Annotated in this window: 26 protein-coding genes and 2 pseudogenes; 13 read left to right on the top strand and 15 right to left on the bottom strand. The window is 61.3% G+C overall.

Annotation, left to right across the window (positions count from 1 at the left end; genetic code table 11):
* The 5 genes and pseudogenes from BLU74_RS11780 to BLU74_RS11760 form a co-directional block, all read right to left on the bottom strand.
* Nucleotides 1-273 (bottom strand): annotated as a pseudogene (locus tag BLU74_RS11780) (IS6 family transposase); the annotation flags it as partial.
* Between the two features lie 160 nt (nucleotides 274-433).
* Nucleotides 434-937: pseudogene (locus BLU74_RS19600) on the bottom strand (hypothetical protein); the annotation flags it as partial.
* A complete protein-coding gene (locus tag BLU74_RS11770) occupies nucleotides 934-1,302 on the bottom strand; it encodes a UPF0175 family protein (RefSeq protein WP_089767467.1) in 369 nt (122 codons plus the stop codon). The pseudogene BLU74_RS19600 and the gene BLU74_RS11770, both read right to left, overlap by 4 nt.
* A 107-nt stretch (nucleotides 1,303-1,409) precedes the next feature.
* Nucleotides 1,410-1,808, bottom strand: coding sequence for a DUF8160 family protein (locus BLU74_RS11765; RefSeq protein WP_089767466.1), 399 nt, complete (start codon nucleotides 1,806-1,808; stop codon nucleotides 1,410-1,412).
* Nucleotides 1,805-2,623: a ParA family protein gene (locus BLU74_RS11760; RefSeq protein ID WP_089767465.1), complete on the bottom strand. Its 819-nt coding sequence runs from the start codon at nucleotides 2,621-2,623 to the stop codon at nucleotides 1,805-1,807. Before BLU74_RS11760 ends, BLU74_RS11765 begins: the two co-directional genes overlap by 4 nt.
* Before the next feature lie 518 nt (nucleotides 2,624-3,141).
* On the opposite strand from BLU74_RS11760, the gene BLU74_RS11755 reads away from it, so the two are divergent.
* The 5 genes from BLU74_RS11755 (at nucleotide 3,142) to BLU74_RS11735 (ending at nucleotide 6,624) form a co-directional block, all read left to right on the top strand.
* Nucleotides 3,142-3,807, top strand: coding sequence for a helix-turn-helix domain-containing protein (locus tag BLU74_RS11755; RefSeq protein WP_089767464.1), 666 nt, complete (start codon nucleotides 3,142-3,144; stop codon nucleotides 3,805-3,807).
* A 12-nt stretch (nucleotides 3,808-3,819) separates the two neighbouring features.
* Nucleotides 3,820-4,506: a hypothetical protein gene (locus BLU74_RS11750; protein WP_089767463.1), complete on the top strand. Its 687-nt coding sequence runs from the start codon at nucleotides 3,820-3,822 to the stop codon at nucleotides 4,504-4,506.
* 209 nt (nucleotides 4,507-4,715) lie between these two features.
* Entirely contained in the window at nucleotides 4,716-5,660 is a 945-nt protein-coding gene (locus BLU74_RS11745; RefSeq protein ID WP_175454631.1) for a hypothetical protein, read from the top strand.
* Nucleotides 5,661-5,662: 2 nt separating this feature from the next.
* Nucleotides 5,663-5,983 (top strand): DUF8156 family protein, encoded by a 321-nt coding sequence (locus tag BLU74_RS11740; protein WP_089767462.1) that lies wholly within the window; start codon nucleotides 5,663-5,665, stop codon nucleotides 5,981-5,983.
* A complete protein-coding gene (locus BLU74_RS11735) occupies nucleotides 5,980-6,624 on the top strand; it encodes a ribonuclease H-like domain-containing protein (RefSeq protein WP_089767461.1) in 645 nt (214 codons plus the stop codon). Before BLU74_RS11740 ends, BLU74_RS11735 begins: the two co-directional genes overlap by 4 nt.
* Before the next feature lie 50 nt (nucleotides 6,625-6,674).
* On the opposite strand, the gene BLU74_RS19595 is transcribed toward BLU74_RS11735, so the two are convergent.
* The 3 genes from BLU74_RS19595 to BLU74_RS11720 all read right to left on the bottom strand — a co-directional run bounded on the left by BLU74_RS19595 (nucleotide 6,675) and on the right by BLU74_RS11720 (nucleotide 8,320).
* Nucleotides 6,675-7,106: a toxin-antitoxin system TumE family protein gene (locus tag BLU74_RS19595; RefSeq protein ID WP_089767460.1), complete on the bottom strand. Its 432-nt coding sequence runs from the start codon at nucleotides 7,104-7,106 to the stop codon at nucleotides 6,675-6,677.
* A gap of 2 nt (nucleotides 7,107-7,108) precedes the next feature.
* On the bottom strand, nucleotides 7,109-7,627 hold the full coding sequence (locus tag BLU74_RS11725) for a DUF7342 family protein (RefSeq protein WP_089767459.1): 519 nt from the start codon (nucleotides 7,625-7,627) through the stop codon (nucleotides 7,109-7,111).
* A gap of 99 nt (nucleotides 7,628-7,726) precedes the next feature.
* On the bottom strand, nucleotides 7,727-8,320 hold the full coding sequence (locus tag BLU74_RS11720; protein WP_089767458.1) for a DUF7342 family protein: 594 nt from the start codon (nucleotides 8,318-8,320) through the stop codon (nucleotides 7,727-7,729).
* A 178-nt stretch (nucleotides 8,321-8,498) separates the two neighbouring features.
* Here BLU74_RS11720 and BLU74_RS11715 point away from each other — a divergent pair, with 178 nt between their 5' ends.
* Nucleotides 8,499-8,756 (top strand): DUF8156 family protein, encoded by a 258-nt coding sequence (locus tag BLU74_RS11715; protein WP_089767457.1) that lies wholly within the window; start codon nucleotides 8,499-8,501, stop codon nucleotides 8,754-8,756.
* A 12-nt stretch (nucleotides 8,757-8,768) separates the two neighbouring features.
* On the opposite strand, the gene BLU74_RS11710 is transcribed toward BLU74_RS11715, so the two are convergent.
* Nucleotides 8,769-9,998: an RNA-guided endonuclease InsQ/TnpB family protein gene (locus BLU74_RS11710; RefSeq protein ID WP_089767456.1), complete on the bottom strand. Its 1,230-nt coding sequence runs from the start codon at nucleotides 9,996-9,998 to the stop codon at nucleotides 8,769-8,771.
* 144 nt (nucleotides 9,999-10,142) lie between these two features.
* On the opposite strand from BLU74_RS11710, the gene BLU74_RS11705 reads away from it, so the two are divergent.
* Nucleotides 10,143-10,790 (top strand): ribonuclease H-like domain-containing protein, encoded by a 648-nt coding sequence (locus BLU74_RS11705; protein WP_089767455.1) that lies wholly within the window; start codon nucleotides 10,143-10,145, stop codon nucleotides 10,788-10,790.
* 70 nt (nucleotides 10,791-10,860) lie between these two features.
* Here BLU74_RS11705 and BLU74_RS11700 read toward each other — a convergent pair whose 3' ends face one another.
* Entirely contained in the window at nucleotides 10,861-11,253 is a 393-nt protein-coding gene (locus BLU74_RS11700) for a winged helix-turn-helix domain-containing protein (RefSeq protein WP_049934367.1), read from the bottom strand.
* A gap of 113 nt (nucleotides 11,254-11,366) precedes the next feature.
* Between BLU74_RS11700 and BLU74_RS11695 the strand changes: the two genes are divergently transcribed.
* Entirely contained in the window at nucleotides 11,367-12,035 is a 669-nt protein-coding gene (locus tag BLU74_RS11695) for a DUF7509 family protein (RefSeq protein ID WP_089767454.1), read from the top strand.
* Nucleotides 12,036-12,194: 159 nt separating this feature from the next.
* Nucleotides 12,195-12,383 carry a hypothetical protein gene (locus BLU74_RS11690; protein ID WP_089767453.1) on the top strand — a complete coding sequence of 63 codons (189 nt, stop codon included), beginning with the start codon at nucleotides 12,195-12,197 and terminating at the stop codon, nucleotides 12,381-12,383.
* A 115-nt stretch (nucleotides 12,384-12,498) separates the two neighbouring features.
* On the opposite strand, the gene BLU74_RS11685 is transcribed toward BLU74_RS11690, so the two are convergent.
* The 5 genes from BLU74_RS11685 to uraD all read right to left on the bottom strand — a co-directional run bounded on the left by BLU74_RS11685 (nucleotide 12,499) and on the right by uraD (nucleotide 16,411).
* Nucleotides 12,499-12,918: a DUF3830 family protein gene (locus tag BLU74_RS11685; RefSeq protein ID WP_089767452.1), complete on the bottom strand. Its 420-nt coding sequence runs from the start codon at nucleotides 12,916-12,918 to the stop codon at nucleotides 12,499-12,501.
* 70 nt (nucleotides 12,919-12,988) lie between these two features.
* The gene (locus tag BLU74_RS11680; RefSeq protein ID WP_089767451.1) at nucleotides 12,989-14,293 is read right to left on the bottom strand and encodes a Zn-dependent hydrolase; all 1,305 of its coding nucleotides are present in this window, start codon (nucleotides 14,291-14,293) and stop codon (nucleotides 12,989-12,991) included.
* A 141-nt stretch (nucleotides 14,294-14,434) separates the two neighbouring features.
* On the bottom strand, nucleotides 14,435-14,785 hold the full coding sequence (gene uraH, locus BLU74_RS11675) for a hydroxyisourate hydrolase (RefSeq protein ID WP_089767450.1): 351 nt from the start codon (nucleotides 14,783-14,785) through the stop codon (nucleotides 14,435-14,437).
* Nucleotides 14,782-15,744 carry a factor-independent urate hydroxylase gene (gene pucL, locus BLU74_RS11670; protein ID WP_245705786.1) on the bottom strand — a complete coding sequence of 321 codons (963 nt, stop codon included), beginning with the start codon at nucleotides 15,742-15,744 and terminating at the stop codon, nucleotides 14,782-14,784. Before pucL ends, uraH begins: the two co-directional genes overlap by 4 nt.
* A 166-nt stretch (nucleotides 15,745-15,910) precedes the next feature.
* Entirely contained in the window at nucleotides 15,911-16,411 is a 501-nt protein-coding gene (gene uraD / locus BLU74_RS11665) for a 2-oxo-4-hydroxy-4-carboxy-5-ureidoimidazoline decarboxylase (protein WP_089767481.1), read from the bottom strand.
* Nucleotides 16,412-16,746: 335 nt separating this feature from the next.
* Between uraD and BLU74_RS11660 the strand changes: the two genes are divergently transcribed.
* The 4 genes from BLU74_RS11660 to BLU74_RS11650 all read left to right on the top strand — a co-directional run bounded on the left by BLU74_RS11660 (nucleotide 16,747) and on the right by BLU74_RS11650 (nucleotide 21,277).
* Nucleotides 16,747-18,165 (top strand): uracil-xanthine permease family protein, encoded by a 1,419-nt coding sequence (locus BLU74_RS11660; protein WP_089767449.1) that lies wholly within the window; start codon nucleotides 16,747-16,749, stop codon nucleotides 18,163-18,165.
* Between the two features lie 135 nt (nucleotides 18,166-18,300).
* The gene (locus BLU74_RS18965) at nucleotides 18,301-18,444 is read left to right on the top strand and encodes a hypothetical protein (RefSeq protein WP_175454629.1); all 144 of its coding nucleotides are present in this window, start codon (nucleotides 18,301-18,303) and stop codon (nucleotides 18,442-18,444) included.
* Nucleotides 18,441-19,814, top strand: coding sequence for a dihydroorotase (locus tag BLU74_RS11655; RefSeq protein ID WP_089767448.1), 1,374 nt, complete (start codon nucleotides 18,441-18,443; stop codon nucleotides 19,812-19,814). The genes BLU74_RS18965 and BLU74_RS11655 overlap by 4 nt, the downstream gene beginning before the upstream one ends.
* Before the next feature lie 128 nt (nucleotides 19,815-19,942).
* A complete protein-coding gene (locus tag BLU74_RS11650) occupies nucleotides 19,943-21,277 on the top strand; it encodes a 5'-deoxyadenosine deaminase (protein WP_089767447.1) in 1,335 nt (444 codons plus the stop codon).
* Nucleotides 21,278-21,306 lie beyond the last annotated feature (29 nt).

The raw sequence follows: 21,306 nt of genomic DNA, 5'->3' as shown, positions 1-21,306 counted from the left end.
ATCGATTCGAATCACAGTCTCGTCAAGAGCAACGTGATTCGGGCTTCGACCCTCTGTGGGCTGTAGATCGGCTTTCTGCACCCAATCGTGGATCGCTTTCGGCGAGCGCTCGACACCCCACTCTTCGAGAACCGGGACGGTATTCCGGAGCGACAGCCCCGCTAACTGCAACTGAATACCGAGCTTCATCGCACGCTCGGGTGTCCGCTGACGCTCCACAAAATCCAAATCAATCCAGTCTGTACATCCGGTGAGGCGGGCGATTTCTGGCATAGATCACCAAGAAATCACTCCGCCTCACTCTTCATCCTTAACTAAACACGACTGAAATCAGTATCAGATTCGTATGCATTGAGACAGCCAGTCTCAACTACTGTCGCCCCTTGGAAGTTGAGACCACACCCGCTATGGAGGGGACGGTATGCGTATCACACCGATATTCCGAAATCGACTGGTATGGCGCGTAGTACCCGATTTCATCGGTCCATATCGACAGCCACTCATCGGCAGTTGGCTCATCAACCTTTCCAGCATCGATCGCAGCCAACAAAACCCCGACCGACCCGACGACAGTCACGCCTTGGTCTTTCGCAAACGACCGGGCATCCCCGTCGTCGGTCAGTAGACGACCGTCCTCAGCGTCTGCCACAGCAAACGCCTGTGCTTCATCGGGATCAAGATGGTCACTGACACCCGCCTCTCTGTTTGCAACGGTGTCCGAAATCGTCGCGACCTGAATCTCGTCGTCGAGTGTATCGAATGCCGAGTGAAGATATGGATAGTCATCAACGCCGTGTTCGAGTTCCTCCCGGACGACTGGGACCGTACAGATTCCAGAGAGGTCAGCAACTACCTACAGCTGATCGAGGTAGGCGAAATTCGAGAGGACAGTCGTGTTCAGGACGCTCGGGTTCGCTGGAATATCGTCACCTGTCATTTAGCACGTGACTCCTCATCAGACGAGTCTTCATCACCGAACTCGAGTTCGCGTGTTGCCTCTACCTCGTAGGCTGCGTCGTCTTCGTCAACGAGTCCGAGGCGGAGCTCAACACCGTGCTCACGGAGGATGTCACGCATCGTCCAGCGGTCGACATCAGCGAGTCTCGCAGCATCACCGAGTGTAATCCGCTCGCGTTCATAGAGGGCGACTGCAGCTGCAATACGTTCATTCTCGTGGTCCTCGAAGTATTCACGCACGAACTCACGCAATGCATCGCTCTTGCCCCCGAACACACCAGCCTCGACAGCCCCCTCAATGAGGAGATTGAGGTCATCTGGGTAGGAGCCGGTAATTCGTGCCATCGTTCTATCAGAGACTGCGTCTTCATACTATTTATGAACTGCGCCAGAATGCCATATGCATTGAGAGACTCTGTCTCAACTAGCCTTGACCCTCGTTCTGTACAAGTTCATTCATCGCCGAGTTCCGAAAGCCGAGCCTGGATTTCTTCAGCATCCGCCTCAGAGAGCGCCTCAACACCGAACTGGACGAGTAGCGGGTAGAAGTGGCGGTTCTTCTTGAACTCGTCCTGGCCCGCCTTGCGGAGCTTCAGCTGTGACTCGAGATAGGTGTCCTCCATCTCGTCGAGGACATCGTCGGGAATGTAGATCGTTCGCCCGTTCCACTCGTCCTTGATGTTTGTCTTCGTTTTACTCGTTTCGTTCGTTTCACTCGTTGAAGGCGATTCGGTCGATGAACTGGTTTCCATCGTTTCACTCACCTCACTTGTTTCGCCAGAATCGACCTCATCGTCCTCCTCTTCGTAGTTGCCCTCGATGCCGGAAGCATCGCCCCAGCCGTCGCTCATGCTTCCACCTCCTCAGGCGCGGTCTTCTCAAACGTCTCGTCGAACAGGTCGGCGATCTCGTTGAACAGGTCGCGTGCGTCCTCGACGCGCTGGTTCTCCTTGCCGAAGCCGAAGACGGACACCCCTTCGCCAATCGACTGGGAGAGGTCGGTCCGCTTCGGGATCTCGAACACTGGAAGGGAGTACGCCGACTTGATCTCCTCGATGGTGTCGCGGTGTTCGGAGTTCTGCTCGACACGGTTACAGACAATCGCGAGCCGATTGATGTCTCCGTACGCCTGTTCGAGGGAACTCAGCTGCTTTGCGAAAATCTGGAGACTGTTGGCGTTGAGCTTCTCGGGAATGACGGGGATGATGACGTTGCCGGTCGCGACGAGCGCGTTGTCGGTGAGGACGTTCAGGGATGGCGGCGTGTCGACGATGATGTAGTCGTAGTCCTTTTCGAGCTCGTCGAGAGTCATCTCCAACCGCTCGCGACTCTTCGGCGCCTCAAGCAGCGTCTGGATGTTTTTGTTGTTCGCGAGCTTCTCGCTCGCGGGGAGGATGTCGAATTCCTCGTGCTCGACGATGATGTCGTTCACCGACTCCATCTGGTCGAAGTCGAGAACGTCGAACAGCGTTGTACGGTCGGTGTCGTAGTACAGATCGTTGTAGCCAAGCGAGCAGGTGAGCCCTCCGTGGTAGTCGATATCGACTAGGAGGACGTCGTGGCCTCGGGCAGCGAGTGCGCCGCCAGTATGAATGACGTCGGTTGTCTTCCCCGCGCCTCCCTTCTGATTTGCCACCGTGATTCGTGCGGTGTTGGTGTCGGTCATTATCTTCGTTACTCTCGTTATGTTCGTTTCGTTCGTTTTGGTCGTTTAGTTCGGTTCGTTCGGTGAGGGTGTTTCACTCGGTGAGAGGATTACTACGATGTTAAAACCAACTGTTCGTTTCGCTCGTTGAAGCAAACGCACTCGTTGCCATCAACGCATTCGTTCTGTTCGTTACGTTCGTTTCCCTCGTTTTGTTCATCGAGTAGAGGGTGCCAGTTCGTTCCTCAGAATGTGTTCAATTCATTCGTTTTTCTCATCCCGGAAGTCAAGCTCCAAGGTCAGTCGCCTCAACATCCGGTACAACCTCCTCAAGGCGGAGGGGACGAGTCGAGATCGAGAGTACTCGCTCGTCGATTCGGCAGCGGCGTCGCCGATGCAGTGACCGTAGCGCCGTCGGGTAGGCATATCCCGCATCGATCCGGCCTGGACGGAAGTTCTATGTATTGTTATCTCTATAGAGATAACTAATGGTGAAAGCGTCAAGTCGGACAGGAGGCGATTCAACAATGACCGAATTAATGGATGCTACAGCTGCAAAGATTGTCTTGGCAGTTCAGCGTGGCGATTCTATTAATCGCATCGCGAGCAAGATCGACGTCTCGTACTCGTGGGTGTACGACTGGATTGAGCGGTTAGATGACGCAGATATTATCGCTAAAACAGATAATGGAATTCAGATCGTTGACCACGAGATGCGCCAGCAGTACACCGAGATGATGGCTGCGTTGTACAGCCGCGACACCATCTCCCAAGAGGACGCGTACGTCATCCCACACTTCGCCGGGATGGAGTTTGCGTACACGGAGATTGATGCGGCATACGTCTGGACGCACGGCGGCTACCAGATCGCGCGGAGCTACGACGACTATCCGGTATTCATCGAAGTGCACGACCGTGACGTCGAACGGTGGCTCGCGTTCTTCCAGCGGTTTGGCGTCGATACGACGATCAACGAGCGCCCGGACGCCAGCGACGTCAACGGGAACGTCCACTATGTGTTGTTCCCGAGGACCAACGGTATCGACGCCGAGTGGGTCGACGGCAACCCCGTCATCCCGGTGGACGATGCCATCGACCAGATGATGGAGAACCGCCCGGCGTACGAGCCCGCCTTGGAGATTATCGCCAACGAGTACGACAGGGACATCGATGCGTCGCACCACAGCACGATGAGCACGACCTAACAGAGGCGATAGATGAGTCTTTCCGAGCGTCAATCCGAACTCATCGACACGCACCGCGCGGTACAGGACGCCGAACTGCCGTATGTTCTCGTTAGCGGCTGGGCAGTTTCCGCGTTTCAAACCCGGTTTACGACCGATATCGATACCGTGATCCCGGACACTGCACTCGACGACTACGACACTCTCCTTCGTGACATCGGATACGAGAAACAGTTCGAGCAGGATGTCTCGAACGAGTACGATGGTCGAATGATCCAGTACGCGAAACCGGTCGGAGAGAACGAAGTCAAGTTCGAGGCACTCGTGGATGCGATGGGATGTCGACAGACGGACGCGGAGTGGTCATACCGCTATCTCCACGAACACAGTACGATCGAATCACTCGATGTCGCCGAAGGCCTCGACGGGCGAATCCCGGAACCGGCACTGCTGTTCGCGATGAAACTCCACAGCGGCCGGAAGGCTGATACCCGTGACCTTGTCGTGATCAGCTTGCGTGCGGACTTCAACCGTATTGAGCGATTTCTTGATCGTGGCGCCCCCGAGAAGCTCAAGAGACAGATCGAAATGGTGCTGGATCAACTCCAACAGGAGGGGTTCGAAGACTCGTTCAAAGGTGTCTTCCGACAAAAAGAGTTGCCAGCAGACGCGATTAACAACCTTGTGTCGTTCCTATCCGAGCAGCGAGATCAACTGTAAGATATTAACCAACAGACTCACGGAGTACCAGTTTGTTGGTTAATTAACCAGCGCCGGCTGAACCCGATCCCTGGAAACGTTCTCGGAAACAGCCGAAACAGCCGCAGAAAGTCGACGACAGAGGATGGGGCAGGATCTGTCCCGTGTCTTCCCTGAAACGCGGAAGCGACACACCGCGGCTTATCGGGACTGTGGACAATTAGGCGCGTATGGAAGGAGACGCAACATCGAACCGATTGGCGGTGGACCAGCCAACTCGGGGCGCTGACCGCAATCGGTCCCTCGCTGACCAAGCCGATCCGGCTACGGACGAGATGTTGTTGCCGTCACTCGACGACGGCATCACGCTGCTCGACGTGGAGGGGGGCCGCGGCGTCCCGATCCTGCAGTCACTCGTGCTCGACCATCTCCTCCTGCACGACGGGCCCGCCTTCTGGGTCGACGCAAATGGTCACGCGACGACGACGGCACTCGCCAAAATCGCACCCAGTACACGATTGCTCAACCGAATCCACGTCGCGCGCGGATTTACCGCCTACCAGCACTACGGCGCCATCCGTGATCTCCCGACAGCGGTGAACAAGTCGATCCAGATGTCCACAGCCGATACCAGGGTGGCCGATCGACGGCCACCAGGTCGCGACGAGGACACGTCGCCCCACACGCCCGCCCTCATCGTCGCGCCGGCCGTCGACGCCCAGTACCGCGCCGACGATACCCTCGGCGAAACCCACGCGGGAACCCTTCAGGCTCGAACTCTCGCCCGGTTAGCGACCTACGCTGATGGGTACGACATCCCGGTGCTCGTTACGCGAAACGAACGAAACGAATTCACCGAGCCAATTGCGACGGTCGCCGACCACCACCTGGAATGCGAGCAGACCCGGATGGGGCCACGGGTCGTCGGCGAGGACTTCGAGACGCTCGTCTATCCCGTCGACGAGGGCGGGTACTACCAGACGACGTTCGCGTACTGGCGGCAGCTGCTCGCGGCACGCGCCACGCAGGTCGGCGTGGAACCGACGACGCCGGCGCCGTCGACGTCGACCCCGGCGGGTGTCGGCACCGGGGTCACCGCTGACGGTGAGACGGTGTCGGCCACCGCGGACCCCTTGCTCGATGCGTGGACGGCAACCGGGATCGGAGGGCAATAGCGATGGGGGGCACAAACCCAACGTACCGGGATGCGTTGCGGGCCATCGAAGAACGCTGGGCGGAGTTCCGCCGGGCACTCCGTCGTCGCGACCAGCCGCGCTTCGACCGGCTGATCGAGTACGCCCGCGAGCACGCCGAGGCGAGCGGGCTGTTGAACCACCAGAATCCGCTCCTGCCGGCGCTGCTCAGCATTGATCTCGAACAGGAGGCCCGCCTCGACGACCACGAGGAACGTCTAGCAGAGCTTGAGCAACGGCTTTCGGAATCAGTGGTCGAACAGCAGCAATCGTCCGCCGAAGGTACCACTGGAGGTGTGGAATGACGGAGTTGACGACGATTGCATTCGATATCGAAACGACGGGATTTCAGGCCGATGATGAACTCACAGTAGTTGGGTTCGACTCGGCAGTCTCGTCGCGAGTATTTCTCCATACCGGAACGGCACCACAAACAGGCCTCGCAGATCGGTTCAACGACGCCCTCCAGACACCGGTACAGCTCTCACTCCACGACAGCGAACAGGAACTCCTGAACGAACTAGCGACGTTCGTCACGTCGACACTCACCCAACGAGATGCAAAGCTCGTCGCATACAACGGTGAGCGGTGGAACGGAGGATTCGACCTCCCATTCCTTCGCACACGGCTCTGTACGCACGGGCTCGAGTGGCCCTTTGGCACGTTGCCATACGTCGACGTGATGGATGTCTTCGAAACACGGTTCAATACGAGTGAAGACACGCTGAGTGGCGTCTACGAGGAACTGATCGGCGCCGGATTGAACCAGCTGGATCCATTCACCGACAGTAGCGAGGCAGTCACCGCATGGGAGGAAGGCGCCTACGAGCCACTCATCATCCACAATGTCGCGGATATCCGACGGACTCGAGCGTTGATAGAGCTTGCAGAACGGTATTGTTCAAAGTCAGATTTCTCTATGAAGTCGCTGGAGCCTATTGCATAGAAGATCGCGCGTTTCAAGCAGGATTGGCGGCAGTGAGGCTGTTTTGCGTCCTACTGCCGTTCCCATAGAGTTTCGATTCGCTCTTCGACGTAATCGAGGACAAGGCGGCAGACGTCACGATGGTCTGGGGGCCACTGTGCGTCTTCTGCGTCGGCACGACTTGCGTCCGGCGGCGGATGAAAGTGATCTCGTTCGTTGTGATTGCTGGGGTGACGGTCCCACCGACACTTCCACACGCTCTCCTGGCGCTCTTCTTGATAGTGAACGGTGAAGTCATCGTTGCGATACCATCGAATCTCAAACCGGGCAGAGACATCACCCGGGTAGTAATCACCGGCGAGTTCGACACGGAGATACAGCTTCCCTTCCTTGACGAGGTCCACTGCTTCGAACACCCGACGGCCAGCGAATCGAGACTGTATCCGCTCTAACACCGCCCGGTCCAGTGGCGCGGGACTCGCGCCGTCGTCGGCCGGTGCCATTGTCAGCCCTGGGAGGGTGCTGTGGAGTTAGTCGCCTTCTGGCGGGCGCGCTCGTGGAGCCGGCGCTCCTCGATTGCGGTCGCCCAGTCCCCGAGGTCCGCATACACGTCGTCAACGCGCTCGGCATCGTATTCGAGAACATCGACGTCACTGGGCGAGTCAGCGTCGTACTCTTCGCGGTATGCTTCGATTTGGTCGGTGAGGTCCGAGACCCGGGCCTGTAGTTCTTCGACGGTGTGTACGTTCGCCAACTCATTCACTCGACGCCACTCGAAGTAGTCGTCGTTGCGCTCGTACCGAGCTGGACGACCCTCGTGATGGATAACGATGCCAAGGTCAGCGTAGAAGGACAGATGCGTCCGTGCGGACTCTTCGGAGCAGTCTGCACGCTCGGCGATCTCGGCGGCCGTCATCGGCTCCCGCGCATGGAGGACCGCGCCGTACATGCGCTGTTTCGTGTCCTCGCCGTCGAATGGCCGGTCGAATGGGGGTGGGCCGTCGCGACGAGCGTTGTCTAACATACCTCGATTAACGGACTAAGACCACATATTTCTTTCTCCGCCCAAATTATATTCTTTTGTCTTCGCATGCTGTCAGGTCGACAACCCTATCCAGTGTACTCACTCAGTAAGACTGCTATCGCCGATTGAGCGATGGCCGGTGCCGACGAATTGCTCGGCGTTGCCGATCGAGAGGGCAGCGTTCGCGAGCGCGAGGTCCCGACGGAGCGTCTTCCACTCACGAATCACATCTGAGTCTATCTCGTCTTCTGGAGACCCAGATTCGGAGAGGGTCTGATTCGCCTGGTCAACAGCCAACTCCTCGGGCGATTCGACGCCGAACTCAGACCGATACTCGGTGAGCTGCTCGCACATCTCCTGGATTCGCGACACAAGTTCGTCGGTCGAAACGTGCTCGAGGATGTCAACAGCCTGTTCGACGACGAGTGATTCGGGTGAGCGCCGATAGAGCTTGCCGCTATGTTCGCCGGGTGCCGTCTCGACAAACCCCTCGTCTGCGAGTGTTTTCAGGTGCTTTCGAGCGGTCTTTGGGGTAGTCCGTGCATCGTCAGCTACGGCATCAGCTGAGACGGGGCTGTACGTATGCGCAACGACGTGTCGAATGCGCTCATAGGGTGTTGTTTCTGCTTCCCATTCCTCACCGACCGCTTCGTTGACGTCTGCAAACTCCTCCGGTGGAATTCGGTCGTTCATATGGAAACGCACAGTTTAGAGTAACATAGTTCATAGGTGGAATACTATATTCCCCTCATAGGGGGTACACCGGCTGAATCCAACTAAGTGAATTCCGGAAAGCGAACGACTGGGGGGCGTGAGCGAGTAGGGTGAGGGGAGGATACTATCGACTTCTGGACGATGATCGCGTCCTGGGGTGGGAAGCAATCGCCGACGGCGGCGTCGCGACCAGCCGCGCTTCGGCCGGCTGTTCGAGTACGCCCGCGAGCACGCCGACGCGAGCGGACTGTTGAACCACCAGAATCCGCTGCTGCCGGCGCTGCTCAGCATCGATCTCGAACAGGAGGCCCGTCTCGATAACCACGAAGAGCGCCTCCAGGAGCTCGAACGGGCACTCAAACAACGGGAAGCGAGCCACGAGCGGGAGCATCACCAGGATGTAGCCACGGAGTAAGTTAACTCACGGCTAAAGCCGTGGGCTTTCAGCATGGACTCCCGCTCTGGCCGAATCCGGCAGGGGTTTGACCCCGTTCGCGTTCAGCATCCCGCTGTTCAAGCGCACACCTACGGGTGCGCCTCCTTCGCCCCCAGTTTGGTTGCGAAGGAGTCGATAGCCGATGTTCTTCGCTGCATTGTAGTCCGCGTTGTTCTCGTACCCACAGGACTGACAGCAGAACGTGTCCTGCGACTGGCGGTTGTCCTCGTGGGTGAACCCACACGACGAACACCGCCGCGACGTGTTCTTTGGGTTCACCTGCTCGGCGCGGATGCCGCGTTCCTCGGATTTGTACGAGACGTACTCGTACAGACGGCGGAACGCCCACTCGTGGAACTGCCGAGCGTTAGGCATCCGCTCGCGGATGTCCATCAGATTCTCGAAGGCGATGACCGTACAGCCGTTCTCGATGGCTTCCCCGACGAGTTCGTTCGCAACGCGGTGAAGATACTGCTCGAACCGCCCCGTCTCTTTGCGCCCGACCGCTTGGACGTTCTCGTGTGCCCACCGCGACCCGCACTCCTGAAGGGACGTGCGGCGCTCGACGTACTCCTGTCGCCAGTGGTTCAACTCATCGGCAGACCAGAACACGCCAGTCGACGTGACGGCGATGTTCTTGACCCCGAGATCCACGCCGAGAACCGTTCCGTTCTCGGCTGGTTCGGTGTCGTCCACGTCCGCCTTTGTTCGGACGTGGAGGTAGAAGTCGCCACGACGGTAGTGGAGTGTCGCACCGGTCGGTTCCCACTCGTCGGAGTGCAAATACTCCGAGTGGGGCGTGTCGCGGTTCTCGTCGGGCAAGACGTACTCGACGGTGACGCGCCCATCGACAGTGGACAGCGAAGCGTGGTCGTCGTGGAACGTGGCGTTTCGCTGGTTGTATTCGCAAAACGGCGTGGTGAACGTCGGCAACGAGGCGTACTCGCCCTCCGACCACTTGGCGACCACGCTACCGAGCGCATCGACAGCACTGTCACGAGCCGATTGGACGTGGTTGCTGTGAAGTCGCGTCTGCTCACGCACCTCGTCGTAGGTTTCCTCGTGGAGAACGGATTTGCGGGTTTCAGCCCACTCGCCGTCCCACGCGGCGTCCACGACGTAGTTGGCAGCCCACAGGAACTCGTCAATCGTCTCGTGAAGCAGGTCCGCCTGTTCGTCGGTCACGTCAAGCTTGACCGGGACGGTGCGGCGGACCTCCATACACGTCACAACACGACTTATGATTAAAACTATTTATATAGTCGGGTAGGGGAGTCGGCCTGCCACCGGCAACGGCAGTAGTGTAGTCAAGCGAACGCGCTTTCTCCCACCCCTGAAGAGATGGGGTTCCGCGCTGTGGTATCTATGACGGAACTCGACACGGTTGCGTTCGATATCGAGACAACTGGCTTTGACGTCGACGACCAGCTGACTGTCATCGGGTTCGACACGGACGTTGGCTCCCGGATCTTCCTCAATACGGACGGGCGAGCACCGCCGTCAAATCTCGAAGCACGGGTCAACGATGAATTGGCGAGCTCAGTCTCGATATCGGTCCAGCAGACTGAGCGAACCTTGTTGAGCGAGATGGATGCGTTCGTCGAATCGACGCTCACTCACCAAGACGTGAAGCTGGTCGCGTACAATGGCGAACGATGGAACGGAGGGTTCGACCTCCCGTTCCTCCGCACGCGGCTCTGTTACCACGATATCGACTGGCCGTTCACAGAACTGCCGTATATCGACGCGATGGACGTTTTCGAGACACGGTTCAACACGTCGGGAGACACCTTGACCGCCGTCTACGAGGAACTCATCGGGAGTGGATTAACCGAACTCGATCCGTTCGTAGACAGCGAGGAAGCGGTTGACGCGTGGGAAAAAGAGGACTTTGAGTCGCTCGTACGCCACAACGTCGCGGATATCCGGCGGACACGGTCCTTGATGCGGCTAGCAGAGCGATACTGCTCGAAATCTGACTTCTCGATGAAATCGCTCGACCCAGTCGCGTGAGGCTGTGTACATCTTTGGATCCCAACGGAATTGTTGGATAACCGATAGGGGCAGAGAATCCTACGGCAGTCTACGAATAGGCGTCGTTGAACTCCCGTTCACGGCGCATCAGCTCTTCGACACCGTGCTCGAGAATGCCCCGCCCCATTGCCGTCGGCCGATAGTACGTGTAAAAGCCCTGGCTGTCAGCGGTCCGTCGCTGGCGCTTGTCGACAAGCCCGACGTCAACCAGTTCGTCGAGATGGTAGTGGAAATTGTGGGATTCGACATCGACCGCGGCCTTGAGATCGGCAGCACTCAGTTCCTCGTTGGCGACGAGCGTGCGAAGGATCCGAAACCGCGTCGGGTGGCCGATCGCCTGTTGCATCGCGAGGTACTCCTCGAGCGTCAGTCCGCTCTCTTCGGGAAGCGGCGGGTCCGGCTGACGAACCTCCTCTGTTGGCTGGCGATCGGTTTCGGACATTTAGGGGGTGCCTCGAGTCCTACGTTGGGACACCACGTACTTAGTCGTTCTCGACTAGAATATTACTGAAAACACCGAGATTTATATATTACCGTTCCGAATCGACGAGTCGAATGCGGCAACGGATTATCGACAATCTCCCCCGTGCCGCCGGTGATTCGGAAGCGCTCGCCCCAGTCCGGCGGGAACAGTTTCTCGTCTATCTGATGGGCCCATACCGAACGTTCGATGTCGACGCGTTGCTGCCGACGGACGCCGATGTGGAAACCGATGCCCCATCATTTGCGACGTGGGACGAGAGCAGCGGCGAGTACGCCGAAGACGAGGTCTTGCGGCTCCTGCAGGAGACGCGGGACTGCCTCCGCGACCGCGGGTTTAATGCCTTTCTCGCAATCGACGTCGGGATTCCGCTCGACGAGATGGATGCCGCCACACAGAGTATCGCCTTTGCGCAAGCGAGTAATGTAACGATCTTCATCGCTCCACAGGTCGGCGACAACCTCGGTGTCGGGATCGAGATCGGGAGCGTCCTCGATGATATTCTGTCGACAGCTGGAATGCAGGGGCCGGCGGCCGATGCAACGCCACCAACGCGTACGCGACGGGTTATGGTCGCAACCGAACCATCGGTTCGAAGTGCGATGCTTGGCGCCGTCCACGCGCGCTGGGACGCCAGTGTCCGGACGTTCACCGATGCCGCGGACTGCTGTGGGCTCTGCGCACAGTTCTGTACCCACATTCAGAACGAGGAGCTCTATGGCTCGCTCGACCGTCTGGACTGATCGGACTCGCGGCCACCCCGGGACGACCTCTTCGGCAGAGCTGCTGCGAGAGTCACCCGAGAGCGATACTCATTGTACCTCGGAACCTGTCCGAAAGCTCGTGAATGATATCGATGGGGATGAAGCATCGGTGAGCGCGTAGCTCCAGCACGTTGAGCAATGTCCGAAGAGAAAACGCGGATCGAGTTCGACGCTCCGACGTCTCTCGTCGACCGCGTCGATACCGTCGCTGAGGTCCTCGATATTCCACGAACCCAGCTTCTCATCGACGCTCTAGAGAACAAACTCGACGAGCTCGCAGCCGAGGAAACGTTCCGCCGGCGGTACCGTTGCGACCGAGCGCGATAGCTACATTCGACGCTTCTACGTGGTCGCTCGTGACTGACCGACAGATCGGCGTCAAGGTGGAACCGAGGGCCACTGACCTGAACTTCAGAGTGAGTCCGACGCCGACCGGGATCGTTCAGTCGGCGAGTCTGAGCGTCGCGTCCAGCACCCCTTCCCGGAGGGTACGTTCCTCGATTTCGACGAGTCGCTCGCGGGGCGTCTCGAGCGTGGCGAAGTGGTTGCCGGCGAGTTCACCGGCCGGGCTCTTGAAACACGTCGGCCCACAGGGAACAAGGACCTCCTGTTCGTTGCGGTACCCCGGATACAGCAACAGGTCACCGTACGACGGATAGACGGTGTGGTTCTCCCGCGGGAGTTCCGGGAGATCGATCTCGTCGATGTTGATCCAGGTGGCGTGGCCGCTCCATCTGACGTGCATCAGTTCGGTATGGAGGGGGGTGAATTCTCTCACAGCGGCGACCGACGCGGGGGCGGCGTCCGGGAGGAACGACGCCGAGAGCACCTCGTCGTCGACGACGAGTTCGAGGTCGCTCACCGCTCACCTCCCGTTCGGCGGTCGATCTGCGGGTCGATTCGGCGCTGCTTATTCGGGTACTGAAGTGGATTCATTGCGTGTGTTCGTGTTTCGTTCGTCTGTTCGCGTCGCCGGCGCCGTCGGTCGCCAGCGTGTACAACGCCGTCGTGAGAACGTCGGTCGCGACGGCGCAGTCGATCCAGTAGGTCCGTTCGAGCGGGTTATGCGAGTGACCGCCCTCCGAGGGGGCGAACAACAGGCCCGCGTCGGTGACGGTCGCGACCTGCATCGTGTCGTGGCCCGCCCCGGAGTGGACGTCTGCGGTCTCCACTCCCAGCGTGCTTCCGGCCCCGTGGACCGCATCCCGGCAGACCGAAGCCATCTCCACCGGCTGGATCTCGTAGGGACGGGCGAGGGTGGTCTCCACCCCGCGGTCCGCTTCGAGCGCGTCAAGCGTTTCGGCCGCCCGGTCGACGAGCCGTTGGATCACTGCCCCGTCGACATCCCGAACGTCCACGCTGAACTCGACTGTCCCCGGAATCACGTTGACGACCCCCGGGTCGACAGAGAGCTCGCCGACAGTCGCAACTGCGGTTCCGTCCGCCCCCGCTTCAGCCTGCGCCGCTCGCTCCATTTCTAAAACGAACTCGCTGGCGGCCGCGAGTGCGTCGGTCCGCTCGGACATCTTCGTCGAGCCGGAGTGCTCGGCCGTCCCCTCGATCGTTCCGCGGAGCCTGCTGGTCCCGGTGATCGTCGTCACGACGCCGAGGGGAACACCCATCTGTTCGAGCCGCTCGCTCTGTTCGACGTGGAGTTCCAGCCACGCGTGCAGGTCGCTCGCGTCGAATCGGCTGTCGCCGTGGAAACCGATGGTACGCAACACCTCCCCGAGCGTCTGGGTCCCGTCTGAGAGTTCGAGTGCCGCCTCGACGTCAAGCTGGCCGGCCGCCACCGACGATCCGAGGACGCCATCGGCGAACCGCGTCCCCTCCTCGCCGGTGAAGCTGACGACCTGGATCGCGCGCGGCGGGCTCACGTCGGCGTCCTGCATCGCGCGGACCGCTTCGAGACCCGCATAGACGCCGAGCGGGCCGTCGAAGATCCCGCCCTCGGGAACGGAGTCAAGGTGGCTTCCGACACCCACGGGAGCGGCGTCGGGATCACATCCCTCGGGGGCCCACGTCCCGACGATGTTCCCGACGGCGTCGACGTCGACCGAGAGGTCGGCGAAGATCATCCGCTCGACGAGGTGCTCGCGGGCGCGCTGATTTGGCTTCGTACCCGGTAGCACCGTCCGCCCCTGCCCGTCCTCGGTCGGCACCGCGCCGAACTGTGCGTTGCGTTCGATGTCGCGCCGGAGCCGCTCGCAGTCGACGGGGAACCGCCGCCCGTTCATCGGTGAACCTCGGAGACGGACTGTAGCCCTGCAGTCCGGTCCATTTCGATTCGTCCGTTTCCCTGTGGTGGGACTGCGGGCCGCCCATCTCCACCTAGCGTGTGAGCGTCGTCCGCCAGGCTGACCGTTCGAAGCACCCGTTCAACTCCCGCGGTAGGTCGTGTACCCGCCGGGCGACAGCAGCAACGGAACGTGGTAGTGCTCGTCGGGGTCATCGATGACGAAGCGGACCGGGACCGACTCCAGGAACGTCGACTCCGACCCGCGCTCCCGGTAGTACGCGCCGACCTCGAAGACCAGTTCGTACGGCCCGGCGGCCATCTCGTCCTCGTCGAGCAGCGGGTCGTCGAGCCGCCCGTCGTCGTTTGTCGTTCCCCGAGCGATCGTCTCCGGTTCGCCCTCCGACGGGAGCCGTTCGAGTGTCACCGTGACACCTTCGGCGGGCCCCTCACGGCTCGTGTCGAGGACGTGTGTCGTCAGCGCCGCGCTCATTCGACATCCTCCCCTTTGAGATCGTTTCGATCCATCGAGAACTGCTGGAAGCCAGTGGGCCGGGGGGGTTCGCGCAGGACCTTCGCATCGCCCTCTAGGTCGTCGCGAACCTTCAGCCAGGTCCGGTTGTTGGCCTCGAAGCTAACCGATTCGAGCTGCGGGAACCGCTCCAGCGTCCGCTCGCCGATCCGGTAGATCAGGTCCTGGATCGAGTTCACGTCGAACCAGTCGAAGACCACCTGGGCGATGTCGCGCACCTGTTCGGCCGGAACGTACCGTTCGGGGTCCTCTCCCAGCGCGTCTTCGGAATCGGCATAGGTCCAGAAGATGTCCAGCGCGACGTAGAGCGTCCGGTTCTCGCGTTCGGGCAGCGTCGTGTACTCGTCTTGGACGTAGCCGACGAACGAGTTGTCCTTCACCTTCACGAGTTCGATTCCGGTCACGCCGCTCGTGTGCTCCTTGATCACGGGGTCGTCGTCGCCGCGGTCGAGAGCGACCTCGCCGAAGCCAGACTCCGAGTCGGCGACGCGGAACACCAACTTGCTGGACTCGAACCCGTCCTCGCCCGGCACCGGGCGCTCTTCGAAGGGGAGTTCCTCGGCCGAAACGCGGATCGAATCCATCTGGGAGTACTGCTCTAAGAACCGCGCGCCGACAAAATAGAGGAACCCTTCGAGGGTGGCCCCGTCGTACTCGCCGAGCTGGTGGTGGATGAAGTTCTTCATCGTGTCCGTCGGCACCACCATACTGTTGTCGCCCTCGCTGAACGACGGCAGGAAGGCCTCGCCCTCAACTTGGACGCGCACTTCGGCGCCGAAGATGGTGTTGTCACGCCCCGTGAACTGTGATTCGGGGATCGTCCGCACCCCCTCCAGGGGCGTCCCGAACGTGCGGTAGACCGCGACCTGTTCCTTACCGTAGTTCATCGTCCGCCCGTCGGTCTCCGATACGTCCGTCATCGGGGACGACCCCTCCGACGGCGGTGGAATTCAGTATGTTTCATCGTCACTCTTACTCCGATAGACTGAATAAAATATCTTATCATCGGCTCAAAATGTGGACGAACGTCTGACTACACTTCGAAAGTCGAAACACGTGTGTTTTGACTTTCTACTCGGTGGACAGCTACGATACCAGTTCCTCCAGCCTGAGTCGGGCGATCTCGTGGACCTGGTCCAGTGCGGTCCGGAACTCCTCGGCCTCGCTGTTCTCGATGCGCCGTTCCATCGCCGCCTGGATCGCGTCCGGAGACGCGCCCCGCACCGCCATTATGAACGGAAACCCGAAGCGTTCGCGGTAGGTCTCGTTCAGACGCTGGAAGGCCTCATACTGTTCTCGGGACAGTTCATCGAGCCCCGCGGACGCCTGCTCTTCCTCGGACGCGTCGGTCATCTCCGTCCCCTCGGCAAGATCGGGATGCGCCCGCAGCAGGTCGAGCTTTCGTTCCCGCGACGCGTCCTCGACGGCCCGTGACATACGGTCGTGGAGGTCCTCAATTGACGCGAACGGCCGGTCGGATCGGGCCCGCTCGGCCACCCACGGCGAGGACTCGTATATGCCACCCAAAATCGCCACGAACTTCTCTCCATCCGCGTTGTTCAACTCTTCGAGGGTGAGGCTGTCCATCTCGTCGGCGTGGTCCGGATAGCCGACACTTAACGGCTCGCATCGCATATACTGTCTGACGAACCGTGCCCTGGAGTTCACGCTGGGCACGGGTACGAGGAGAACGTGACCGTCCGCAAGCGGTTGCTCGGACCCACCCTTCGAAAGCGTGTGTAGCGTGTGTGTCAATGTGGCAAACGAGAAGATTGATGTATGACTCTAAAAATAAGAAAATAATAGTCTTCCGGGTTGATATTCCATTATTGATTTCTAATTCCCCGGATCGAAAAACGAAAAAGAGAATATTATGTATATAAAGAAAGATATTAAATAACTGAATTCTGCCACGTCTGGCTATGGCTCAACCGGAGGCTAGCGAGACCAGTTCGGTCGTGCTGTACGACATCGAGGACAGACCGCCGCTCGGGGAGGCGATCCCACTCGGCATCCAACACGTGTTAGCGATGTTCTTGGGCAACGTCGCCCCACCGCTGATCCTCGCCGGAGCAGTCGGCTCAGTAACCGGAGAAACGACGTTCCTGGTCCAGATGGCGCTGATGGTCGCCGGGGTCGCGACGCTCGTACAGGCATTCCCACTTGGACCTGTCGGCGCGCGGCTGCCGATCGTGATGGGGACGAGCTTCGCGTTCCTGGGGCCGCTGATCGGCATCGGTAATCAGTTCGGGATCGCAGCAGTGTTCGGGGCCGCGCTCGTGGCCGCTCCGGTGGAGATGGTGATGGGCCTCTCGCTGGATCGCTTCCGCGAGTACTTCCCGCCGCTCGTCACCGGGATCGTCGTGATGCTGATCGGACTCACGCTCATTCCCACCGGGATGAACTACGCGGCCGGCGCCTCCGCGGGCCCGTCGGCAGCCGGGTACGGTTCGTTCACGAACCTCGGTCTCGCCGGTCTCGTGTTGATCGTCACTGTCGGACTGAATCAGTTCTTCGAGGGCTTTCTGCGGATCATCAGCGTCTTCGTCGGAATCGTCGTCGGCTACCTCGCCGCGTTCGCACTCGGCGTCGTGGACCTGTCGGCGGTCGCCTCGGCCGGCTGGGTGACCGTTCCCGTCCCGCTGAAGTACGGGCTCGCCTTCGAGCCGAGCGCGATTCTCACCGTGGCGTTTCTTTACCTCATAACCGGGATGGAGACCATCGGCGATATCTCCGGGACCGTCTCCGCGACGGGCCGGGACGCCACCCAGACGGAGATGCGCGGCGGGCTCATCGCCGACGGCGTGATGAGCGCGTTCGGCGCCGTGTTCAACGCGCTCCCCAACACGTCGTTCTCCCAGAACGTCGGACTGGTCAACTTTACCGGCGTCGCCAGCCGGTACGTCGCCGGGATCGGCGGCGCGTTCCTCGTCATCCTAGGGTTGATTCCGAAGGTCGGCGCAGTCGTCTCGGCGATGCCGGACGCGGTGCTGGGCGGCGGCGCGCTGGTCCTGTTCGCGATGATCTTCTCCTCGGGCGCGCGGATCGTCGCCCAGAACGTCACGCTGGATCACCGCAACTCGACGATCCTCGCCCTCTCGATGGCGCTCGGCCTCGGCGTCGCGTTTCGCCCCGAGGTACTCCAACAGTTCCCGGCAGAGGTCCAGACACTGTTCGGCTCCGCACTCGTGACCGGCGGATTCACCGCGCTCCTGCTTAACATCGCGATCCCCGGCGGCGGCGTCGGCACCGGTCCCACCGAGTACACCGACGGCCTCGCACCCGAGACGCCCACCAACCTCGAAGAGGACCTGCCGGAGTCGGCCTCCGCGGACGACTGACCGGTTAGCTCCGGCTTCGGATCCCCGATCTGATCGTCCGCTGCATTCTGCGGTCTGTCAACGAGCACACGCCACACGGCGACACAAGTGTGTCTGCTCGAAAGTATAAGTCCGCTGGAGGCGATCACCCAGGGTATGCGCTCCTCGCTCCGCACCGCAGTCGACGCTCGTCTTCAGGAACCGAGTCCCGATACGTTCCCGGCAGCAGCCCATTACCCGCCGGCGACTGCCGGCCAGCGGACCGCGACGGCGTCCCGCACCAGGGCCCTCCGCCGATGACTATCGACACGCTCGTCGCCAGCGGAACGGTCGTGACTGTCGATGCGGTGTTCGAGGCAGCCGTCGCGATCGACGACGGGACAATCGTGGGTGTCGGCGACGAGACGGCACTGCCGGCCGCGGACCGTCGAATCGACGCCGACGGGAACCTCGTCCTCCCTGGCGTCGTCGACCCACACACCCACATTGCGGGCTACAACTCCATCGACTCCTACGAGAGCGGGACCGCGGCGGCCGCGGCCGGCGGCGTCACGACCCTTCTCACGTTCGCGTGGCAGGGCTGGGACGACGGCGAGTGGACAGACGGCACGCTCAGGGAAGCCGTCGAGCGCCACCGACGCGACGCTGCCCCGCTGATCGATTGTGGCGTCCACCCCGTCATCACCCAGGAGTCGCGGACTGTCCTCGAAGAGCTCCCGGGCCTCGTCGAGGGCGGCATCACCTCGTTCAAGATGTTTACGACCGACGACATCCGCCTGTCGAACGGTTTCATCGGCGAAGTCTTCCGCGAACTCGGGGATCTCGGCGCCGTCGGAATGGTTCACACCGAGGACTACTCGGTGTGTGAACGCCGCGGCGAGGCAGTCCGTGCGGCCCCCGACGGGGCATCAACCGCAGCGTACCCCCGATCGCGGCCCGACTACGCCGAGGCGATGGCCGCGGACTCGATCGCCCGGCTCGCCGTCACGGCCGACGCGAAGTACTACGGCGTTCATACGACCTCCGAGGCGGCCGCCGACGCGATCGCGGCCGTCCGGACCGACGGCTCGAACGTCAGAGCCGAGACGTGTACCCACTACACCGTGTTCGACGAGTCACTCTACGAACGCTGCGGCAACGCCGCGATTATGTCGCCCCCGTTACGGACGCCGAGCGACGTCGACGCGCTGTTCGAGGAACTGCGCGACGGCGTGCTCTCGGTGGTTTCGACTGACCACGTCCCGCTCCCCGAGTCGCGAAAGACGGACGGCCCGTGGTGGGAGAGCGCCTTCGGCGTCAACAGCCTGCAAGTCAGCCTCCCCGTGTTCCACGACGAGGCGGTGCGAAACCGCGGCCTCTCGTACCCGGCGCTGGTCCGACTTCTGTGTACCGCTCCCGCACGGACGTTCGGCCTCCCGAGGAAGGGTCGAATCGAGCCCGGCGCCGACGCCGACCTCATCGTGTTCGACCCCGAAGAGACCCATACCATCTCCGCCGATCGGCTGCATTCGAACGCGGACTACTCGATCTACGACGGCCGCGAGGTCACCGGACGGGTGAAGCGGACGTTCGTCCGTGGCGAACTCATCGCTGCCGACGACGACATCGTGGGAGACCCGGGTCACGGACGGTTCCTCGACCGTTCAATCCCGGACTGGGACGAACAGTGACCGTGCTTATGCCCCACTGATAGACGCCACGGTTGCACTGTCGCGTGAGCGTCGAAACTTGCGCCGTGTGTCCGCACATATGGCGGCGCAAGTATTTTCCTCCGGTAGCCGCCCACCTCCTTGGGGATATGCTACTCAAAGGGACCGTCGTCGCGGACTCGCGCACCGTCATCGAAGACGGTGCCGTGGTCGTCGACGGCTCACGAATCGCGGCCGTCGGTCGCCGGGCCGATCTCGCGGAGCAGTACCCGGACCGACGGACGGACGCCTACGATCTGCTGCTCCCGGGGTTCGTTGGCGGTCACGTCCACTCGGTCCAGAGTCTCGGGCGAGGGATCGCCGACGACACCGAACTGCTGGACTGGCTGTTCGACTACGTCCTCCCGATGGAGGCCAGCCTCTCCGCCGAGGAGATGGCGGTTGCAGCCAAACTCGGCTATCTGGAACTGATCGAGAGCGGGACGACCACCTGCATCGACCACCTGTCGGTCGCCCACGCCGACCGCGCATTCGAGGCCGCCGGGGAACTCGGTATCCGCGGCGTTCTCGGGAAAGTGCTGATGGATCAGCGGTCGCCCGAGGGTCTCGAAGAGGAAGCCGACGCGGCGCTCGCGGAGTCCGAGCGGCTGATCGACGCCTATCACGGCGCGTTCGACGACCGCATCCGCTACGCGGTCACCCCGCGCTTCGCCGTCTCCTGTACGGAGGCGTGCCTCCGCGGGGCCCGCGACCTGGCCGACGCGCACGACGGCGTCCGGATCCACACCCACGCCAGCGAAAACCGCGGCGAGATCGAGACAGTCGAGGGCGATACCGGACTGCGGAACATCCACTGGCTCGACGAGGTAGGCCTCACGGGCGAGGACGTCGTGCTCGCCCACTGCGTGTGGACCGACAAGAGCGAGCGCGAGGTGCTCGCCGAGACCGGCACGCACGTCACGCACTGCCCCTCGTCGAATATGAAGCTCGCGAGCGGGGTTGCACCGATCGAGGACTACCTGGAACGGGGCATCAACGTGGCGCTCGGCAACGACGGCGCGCCGTGCAACAACACCTTGGACCCGCTCACGGAGATGAAGCAGGCGAGCCTCCTGCAGAAAGTCGAGCGGCTGGACCCGACCGCCACGCCGGCCCGAACCATCTTCGAGATGGCGACGGTGAACGGCGCGACGGCAGCCGGCTTCGAGAAAGTGGGGGCGCTTCGGAAGGGCTGGCGCGCTGACATCATCGGGCTGGACACGGACCTCACCCGGGCCGTGCCGCTCCACGACGTGTTCTCGCATCTGGTCTACTCGGCGCACGGCGACGACGTCCGGTTCACGATGGTCGACGGGAACGTGCTGCAGCAGGAGGGGGAAGTGAGGGTCGTCGACGCCGACCGGATCCGGCGCCGCGGCGCGGAGATCGCGTCGGGGATGGACCTCGACGCCGAGCGCGAAGCCGCGGCATCCCGGAAGCCCTGATCGGCCGGCCGCCGCGGCGCGGACGCCCC

Origin of the sequence: Halobellus clavatus (genome assembly GCF_900107195.1) — an archaeon.
GTDB lineage: Archaea > Halobacteriota > Halobacteria > Halobacteriales > Haloferacaceae > Haloquadratum > Haloquadratum clavatum.
Note: the sequence above shows the minus strand (reverse complement) of the source record. Positions and strands in the feature narration are given on the sequence as shown.

Excerpts from the sequence above, each read along its gene's own strand:
- BLU74_RS11740 (WP_089767462.1), top strand. The coding sequence starts at position 5,663 with ATGGGGGGCACAAACCCAACGTACCGGGATGCGTTGCGGGCCATCGAA.
- BLU74_RS11700 (WP_049934367.1), bottom strand. The coding sequence starts at position 11,253 with ATGTCCGAAACCGATCGCCAGCCAACAGAGGAGGTTCGTCAGCCGGAC.
- uraD (WP_089767481.1), bottom strand. The coding sequence starts at position 16,411 with ATGGACAGCCTCACCCTCGAAGAGTTGAACAACGCGGATGGAGAGAAG.
- BLU74_RS11680 (WP_089767451.1), bottom strand. The coding sequence starts at position 14,293 with ATGAACGGGCGGCGGTTCCCCGTCGACTGCGAGCGGCTCCGGCGCGAC.
- BLU74_RS11750 (WP_089767463.1), top strand. The coding sequence starts at position 3,820 with ATGAGTCTTTCCGAGCGTCAATCCGAACTCATCGACACGCACCGCGCG.
- BLU74_RS11710 (WP_089767456.1), bottom strand. The coding sequence starts at position 9,998 with ATGGAGGTCCGCCGCACCGTCCCGGTCAAGCTTGACGTGACCGACGAA.
- BLU74_RS11735 (WP_089767461.1), top strand. The coding sequence starts at position 5,980 with ATGACGGAGTTGACGACGATTGCATTCGATATCGAAACGACGGGATTT.
- BLU74_RS11660 (WP_089767449.1), top strand. The coding sequence starts at position 16,747 with ATGGCTCAACCGGAGGCTAGCGAGACCAGTTCGGTCGTGCTGTACGAC.
- BLU74_RS11745 (WP_175454631.1), top strand. The coding sequence starts at position 4,716 with ATGGAAGGAGACGCAACATCGAACCGATTGGCGGTGGACCAGCCAACT.
- BLU74_RS11725 (WP_089767459.1), bottom strand. The coding sequence starts at position 7,627 with ATGTTAGACAACGCTCGTCGCGACGGCCCACCCCCATTCGACCGGCCA.
- BLU74_RS11695 (WP_089767454.1), top strand. The coding sequence starts at position 11,367 with ATGCGGCAACGGATTATCGACAATCTCCCCCGTGCCGCCGGTGATTCG.
- BLU74_RS11720 (WP_089767458.1), bottom strand. The coding sequence starts at position 8,320 with ATGAACGACCGAATTCCACCGGAGGAGTTTGCAGACGTCAACGAAGCG.
- pucL (WP_245705786.1), bottom strand. The coding sequence starts at position 15,744 with ATGACGGACGTATCGGAGACCGACGGGCGGACGATGAACTACGGTAAG.
- BLU74_RS11770 (WP_089767467.1), bottom strand. The coding sequence starts at position 1,302 with ATGGCACGAATTACCGGCTCCTACCCAGATGACCTCAATCTCCTCATT.
- BLU74_RS11765 (WP_089767466.1), bottom strand. The coding sequence starts at position 1,808 with ATGAGCGACGGCTGGGGCGATGCTTCCGGCATCGAGGGCAACTACGAA.
- uraH (WP_089767450.1), bottom strand. The coding sequence starts at position 14,785 with ATGAGCGCGGCGCTGACGACACACGTCCTCGACACGAGCCGTGAGGGG.
- BLU74_RS11690 (WP_089767453.1), top strand. The coding sequence starts at position 12,195 with ATGTCCGAAGAGAAAACGCGGATCGAGTTCGACGCTCCGACGTCTCTC.
- BLU74_RS18965 (WP_175454629.1), top strand. The coding sequence starts at position 18,301 with ATGCGCTCCTCGCTCCGCACCGCAGTCGACGCTCGTCTTCAGGAACCG.
- BLU74_RS19595 (WP_089767460.1), bottom strand. The coding sequence starts at position 7,106 with ATGGCACCGGCCGACGACGGCGCGAGTCCCGCGCCACTGGACCGGGCG.
- BLU74_RS11760 (WP_089767465.1), bottom strand. The coding sequence starts at position 2,623 with ATGACCGACACCAACACCGCACGAATCACGGTGGCAAATCAGAAGGGA.
- BLU74_RS11755 (WP_089767464.1), top strand. The coding sequence starts at position 3,142 with ATGGATGCTACAGCTGCAAAGATTGTCTTGGCAGTTCAGCGTGGCGAT.
- BLU74_RS11705 (WP_089767455.1), top strand. The coding sequence starts at position 10,143 with ATGACGGAACTCGACACGGTTGCGTTCGATATCGAGACAACTGGCTTT.
- BLU74_RS11650 (WP_089767447.1), top strand. The coding sequence starts at position 19,943 with ATGCTACTCAAAGGGACCGTCGTCGCGGACTCGCGCACCGTCATCGAA.
- BLU74_RS11655 (WP_089767448.1), top strand. The coding sequence starts at position 18,441 with ATGACTATCGACACGCTCGTCGCCAGCGGAACGGTCGTGACTGTCGAT.